We start from the raw sequence: 5,454 nt of genomic DNA, 5'->3' as shown, positions 1-5,454 counted from the left end.
CTTCGTATACATTGTTCTGCAAGAGTGACTGATAATACAAAATGATATTTTTTTCAAAATCAACATTTTGTTTTTGAGTACGAGCACTTATAGCTAGTAAAAAAGGCTTGTAAAAATCGTCTGCATATTCTAAATAAGATTCTATATAATCTAAACATTTTAGATACTCATTCTGTTTGTAATATGAATAGGGTATGAAATAACATAAATCACAAGATGGATCTTTGTTTTCGATTGACAAGTTTGTGTATTTTATACATTCATCATAATTCTTACTTAATAAAGCATTCCAAGCTAAGTTATGATAAATTTGGTTCGGTTTGTAATTTAAGTGATCGTTGTTTGACGAAGATAATATCTTTAATAGTTTTTCTTTAGATTCATTGTAAATACCTAAATTAGTAAGTATTATACATTCGAACATATCAACGGTAATAATACGACTATAGTTGTTGTGTTGCTTTAGTAACGCTTTACTGGATATGCATTTTTCATATGCAAGGGTTGGCTGGTTTAGTTCTGCATAAACACTGATTAATTGGAAAATATTCATAGAATAAACGATGGAGGAGGAATTACACATCATATTTGATTTTAAAAAATAATCAAGTGCTATATGGTTGGAGGCCACATCTCTTTTATAAAAAATTCCTAGTAAAGAATAGTAAATTGAGATTTCATCAGATTGTAAACAGTTTAAATTTTGATTTAATAAAGCTTCAATTTCAATTATTTTACTATTATTTTTTTCGATTCTTAAATAGTAAAATAATTGAATGATTTTAAAGGTAAAATAAGCATATGAATTTATTATGTTATTCTCAGATTCTTGAATTGTTTTATAAATATCTAAGATTGATTGTTGTCTTTCAAAGAAAAAGTTTTCAAATATTTCATATAGATATTTTCTTGAAAGAGTATATAAATCATAATTTGTATTAAAGTTTGTGTTCAAAATAGAATCTATTTGTTTACATAGGCCATCGGGGAAATGTCTTTTACCATTTTCTAAATCACTTAAAAATCCTTTGTTCATTCTTAATTCTTTTGCCAAACAAGAAAGAGAAATATTTTGCTTAGTACGCTGAATCCTATAATATGCACCTGCTAATCTTTCAATAGGAACAGAAAGATTGAGTGTATTTTGTTTTATTTGAAATGGCATAAATAAAAGACCTCCTTTTGGAGGTTATTATCACATGTAATGTGATTTGGTTCAAGAATTTAAAAACATTTTGCTTTTGTATTATTCGTATATATGTAGGAATGAAAAGTAAATTTGAAGAAAGCTACAGTTAGTAAACATGGGAACATTTACAGAGTTTTGGCTTAGTTTTATAATGAATTCTAAGATTTGAAAAGAGGTATGTATGATAGAGAAGAGAGATTATTTTCAGTTATTACTGCATTTTTTATTGATTGTTGTATTATCCTTAATTCAAATAATATACCCAATTTTTGTTTCAGAGATACTGACAATTCAATCAACGGTGAGTAGTATTTTTGTGATTGTATGTAGTTTGATTGTTGGAAAAATGATTGTTAATATATGTGATTTGATTTTAAGTGGATCTATGTATTGGAATTTTTTCAAAAGATTAAGAATGAAATTGATACATAATCTGGTTTATATGGACTATGAGGATGTTTTGAAGAGGAGTGTTGGTGAATTAACACAAACAGTAGAAAATGATAGTTCTCAAGTTATTGAATTTTATTTAGTGTTTCTAATGACTTTATTGAAAGATATTTTATTTCTTTTAGGGGTGGTATGTATCGCATTTATAAAGTCATGGATAATAGGTGTTTCGCTTATTGTTATGTTAATTTTTCTTTTTATTGTATTTCGTTGGATTAATAAAGTTTCTGAAGTTAAGTGGGCGCAAACGAAGCAAGCTTATCAAAATTTATTTGATATGTTTTCAACGTGTTATTTAATGATGACAGAGCTGAAAAAAATTAATAGGGAATCTTATTTGGAAAAGAAGCTAAATACATTCATTCAATTTGCTTTTAAGTCAGATTTGATTTCTGGATTTATATCTTATCAATTGTGGATTTCTACGATTTTTAGTTTTGGTATGATTAAATTTATAGTTTTATTGATTGGATGTACACAAAATATAAATTTAAGTTTTATTTATTTGTTTGTTTATTATATTGATTTATTAGATGACCCGATTTATGAATTACGTACGCAAATGGAGAATGTTCCATCTGCAAAGAAGGCGCAAGAAAGAGTATTCGCATTGTTGAAAATTAAGAGTAAGTTACATTTTGGAACAAAATTATTGAATGGTAATATTTGTTGTATCGATTTGGATCATGTTCATTTTGGATACAATGAGAATCTTGTTTTGAAGGATTGTTCATTACATTTTGAAAATGGAAATATATATGGGTTGATTGGTCCTAGTGGTAGTGGTAAATCAACATTAATTAACTTAATTGCACATTTATACGAGCCACAGACAGGGACGATATACATAAACAATGTAGGATTGAATGAATATAAAGAAAAAGAAACGTTAAAGGAAATAGAGTATATTGGACAGAATGAAAAGAATGTGAATCCATATGAAATCGTAGATCCATATCATAGATATAGTCGAGAAAAGATTGAAAAAGACTTGGGCTATACATTGAATGATGAATTATCGAAAGGGCAATTGCAGTATTTATACTTGTATAAAGCTTTAAGAAGTGAAAAGTCAGTCATTATATTGGATGAAATTTTTAGTTATGTGGATATGGATAAGATAAAAAATGCATTTTCTAAATTTAAAGAAATGAAAAAAATCATAATTGTAGTTACGCATGAAAAAGAAGTCATAGAATTTTGTGATTCGACTATATCCATGGAGGATTTGTAAATATGATTGATGTTATTAAATCGAGTAAACTTTACTTTTTTCTTGATGTTGCGATTTGGTTTGTTGCACATAATCTTCCTATTTTGATTGGATTGTTGATTCAAACATACTTTGATGGCGATAATACAATCTTTATTGCTTGTTGCGTATGTGGTTTGGTGCTGATTCGAATCGTCTGTATTTTGATTGGTGCCAAAGTTGATATAACGGCTCAACATAAATGGGCAAACTTTATGTATAAAAAAGCTTATGCTGCTTTAGAACAATCTGAGATTGAAGCGAAACAGGGTGAATTTATAAATGCTTTGAATGAAGATGTGAACGAAATTGTTGGAACTATTTCATATATGATTGATACAGCATGCAACTTAATATATGGAATTATTGTGATTGTTATTTTAGGACGTATTGATATAAGTTTAGCTGCATTTGTTACTTTATTTCCAATACTAGCGATTGGTTTAAATTCATTGATTAAAAAAAGAGTAGAGAAATACTCGATTCAATCAAAAGAATATAGTAATAGATTTTCTGAAGAATTGTTAAATTTATTAAACGATTCTAGAAGGATTCGTGTGAGCGGGAAGGAAGATGATTATTCGAATAACCTAGATGAAATTGTAAATCAACAAATATATATAGGATTTAAATTTTCTGTATTTAAAGGCTTATTCTCTACCTTTTCAAGTGCTGTAACAGACTGTAATTTGATGGTTATTATTTTCTGGTATATGTATTTTAAAACATTATCACCTGGTGCATATGTATTATTTATTACATATTCATTTGATTTATCCTCTTTAGCTACTTATATGAGTACATTGATAGTTTCATTACAAAGTACGAAAGTATATATTCAAGATTTCTATAAGAAAATTGAAAATAAAAAAAGAAAGAGAATTTCTATAGATGATTCTATATTGTCAAAAATAGAATATAATACAATCAATGTTCTGATTGGAAAAAATGGATCAGGAAAAAGTATGAGCTTAGAATATATAAATACACAGTTGCCGGATTCTGTCATGTTACCAGAGAATTATCATTTGATGGATGTATCTAAAAAGGAAAATATTTGTTTAAATCAAGCTGCGGATTATGATAATTCATTTTTAGAAGACATTTTAAATGAACACGTTGGAAATGATAATTTGTCTGGAGGTCAACAGTTTAGAATGGTGTTAATGAGAACGCTATTAACCGATGCAAAAATCATCTTAATAGATAATAATTTTATGAGTGTGGATTCTAAACTTAGAGAAAAAATCTTTGAATATCTGAAGAAATCTGGAAAGACAATTGTTTTTACAGATCATTTGTATCGAAACGAATATAAAGAGTTTAGTGTGATAGAAGTATAAATAAAAATAGGAGACAATGTCATTAAGTTAAACAATATCTAAAGTTTATGAGTTATACATATAAAAGCGCCTTATATAAGGCGATTTTATATGCTTATGGGTTGTTTTGTTACTAAAATGATATTAATAATATAGAGAACTTGTTCCTGATGAGAAATTGAATGTGTATTTCTTTTATATTATATAATAAGATTTACTGGACCATTTACTGGAATTATTACTCTTCAGAGATAATATGGTATCCACCGTTTTTAGGTGATCCTATGAAATGGATAAGCTGTTTTTTTGACAACTCACGAATAATACTTTTTGCACTTCCATCAGTAATTTCAGCGATTTTACAGATACTAGGCCGTTTAATCTCCGGATTATTTAAAATGATGTTATAAAACAATTTAGGTGTGACATTAAGTGGTTTTTCATTGCTAGTATAAGCCACGTCCATTAATGTGATTGTAAACCAGGTTTGTTCAGAAGTGATTTTTGGCTGAAACTTCTTATCATAATATTTTTATTCTTCAAGAATTTTTTCAAACTCTATAGAAGCAGGTTATATTAAGCTGTCAGATGAAAATGCTGCAGTAAAAATGAGAAGATATATTCCATATTGGGCTTAATTTTCGTTCACGGTCATTCATGCTGTGATTCAGGTCATCCGAAAATTCGTAATAAAGGCATTGCCAATATATTTAGCCAAATGGGACTTGTTGAGGCATGGGGAAGTGGAATAAAAAGAATTCTGAATGCTGCTGAAGAGTATGGACTTCCGAAACCTAGATTTCAGGAGTTCGATAATATGTTTCGTGTAGAATTATTCCGTAATTCATTTCCGATGATTGATGTTAGAAGAGGCGAAGGAGTTTGGACACGAAAGACTAGGTGTCCTAATGGACCGTGGATATATATCGGAAAAGAATATAAAGGCATTGAGATCAAAAGGGTATGAATATATTCTGATGATGAAACAAAATCAGAAAATATGTCAGGAAATAATAGAAGAATATGGAGCGGCAGTACAGTCGTTAGAAGGATATTATATAGGTGAACATGGAGTTTATGGAACGACAGTAAAAAAACAATTATATGGTCAGGAAACAAATATACATGTTTACTATGATGATATAAGGGCGAGTGAAGAAAAAGTAGCGCTTATGAGTAGATATGAAACGTGGGAAAAAGAAATCGAAAAGAAAGTGGCAAAAAAAATAGCTACAGAAGGA

At 28.5% G+C, this 5,454-nt stretch carries 5 protein-coding genes; 4 read left to right on the top strand and 1 reads right to left on the bottom strand.

The window, feature by feature from the left end:
- On the bottom strand, positions 1-1,165 hold a 1,165-nt coding region (locus tag Q0E86_RS10975; RefSeq protein WP_295757151.1), incomplete at its 3' end, for a helix-turn-helix transcriptional regulator.
- A gap of 205 nt (positions 1,166-1,370) precedes the next feature.
- Here Q0E86_RS10975 and Q0E86_RS10970 point away from each other — a divergent pair.
- From Q0E86_RS10970 to Q0E86_RS10960, 4 genes are all read left to right on the top strand, one after another.
- Positions 1,371-2,873 (top strand): ABC transporter ATP-binding protein, encoded by a 1,503-nt coding sequence (locus Q0E86_RS10970; protein ID WP_295757149.1) that lies wholly within the window; start codon positions 1,371-1,373, stop codon positions 2,871-2,873.
- Between the two features lie 2 nt (positions 2,874-2,875).
- On the top strand, positions 2,876-4,234 hold the full coding sequence (locus Q0E86_RS10965; protein ID WP_295757147.1) for an ABC transporter ATP-binding protein: 1,359 nt from the start codon (positions 2,876-2,878) through the stop codon (positions 4,232-4,234).
- A gap of 607 nt (positions 4,235-4,841) precedes the next feature.
- Positions 4,842-5,180, top strand: a complete 339-nt coding sequence (locus Q0E86_RS11160) for an ATP-binding protein (protein WP_367117399.1) — start codon at positions 4,842-4,844, stop codon at positions 5,178-5,180.
- Positions 5,074-5,454 (top strand): transposase (locus tag Q0E86_RS10960; protein ID WP_295757145.1); only part of this gene is annotated, 381 nt, incomplete at its 3' end. The genes Q0E86_RS11160 and Q0E86_RS10960, both read left to right, overlap by 107 nt.

The sequence above is a fragment of the uncultured Holdemanella sp. genome (assembly GCF_934754935.1).
In the GTDB taxonomy this organism is placed as follows: Bacteria; Bacillota_I; Bacilli_A; order Erysipelotrichales; family Erysipelotrichaceae; genus Holdemanella.
Note: the sequence above shows the minus strand (reverse complement) of the source record. Positions and strands in the feature narration are given on the sequence as shown.

What these genes read in the sequence shown, in the direction of transcription:
- Q0E86_RS10970 (WP_295757149.1), top strand. Translation starts at nt 1,371, where the DNA reads ATGATAGAGAAGAGAGATTATTTTCAGTTATTACTGCATTTTTTATTG.
- Q0E86_RS10965 (WP_295757147.1), top strand. Translation starts at nt 2,876, where the DNA reads ATGATTGATGTTATTAAATCGAGTAAACTTTACTTTTTTCTTGATGTT.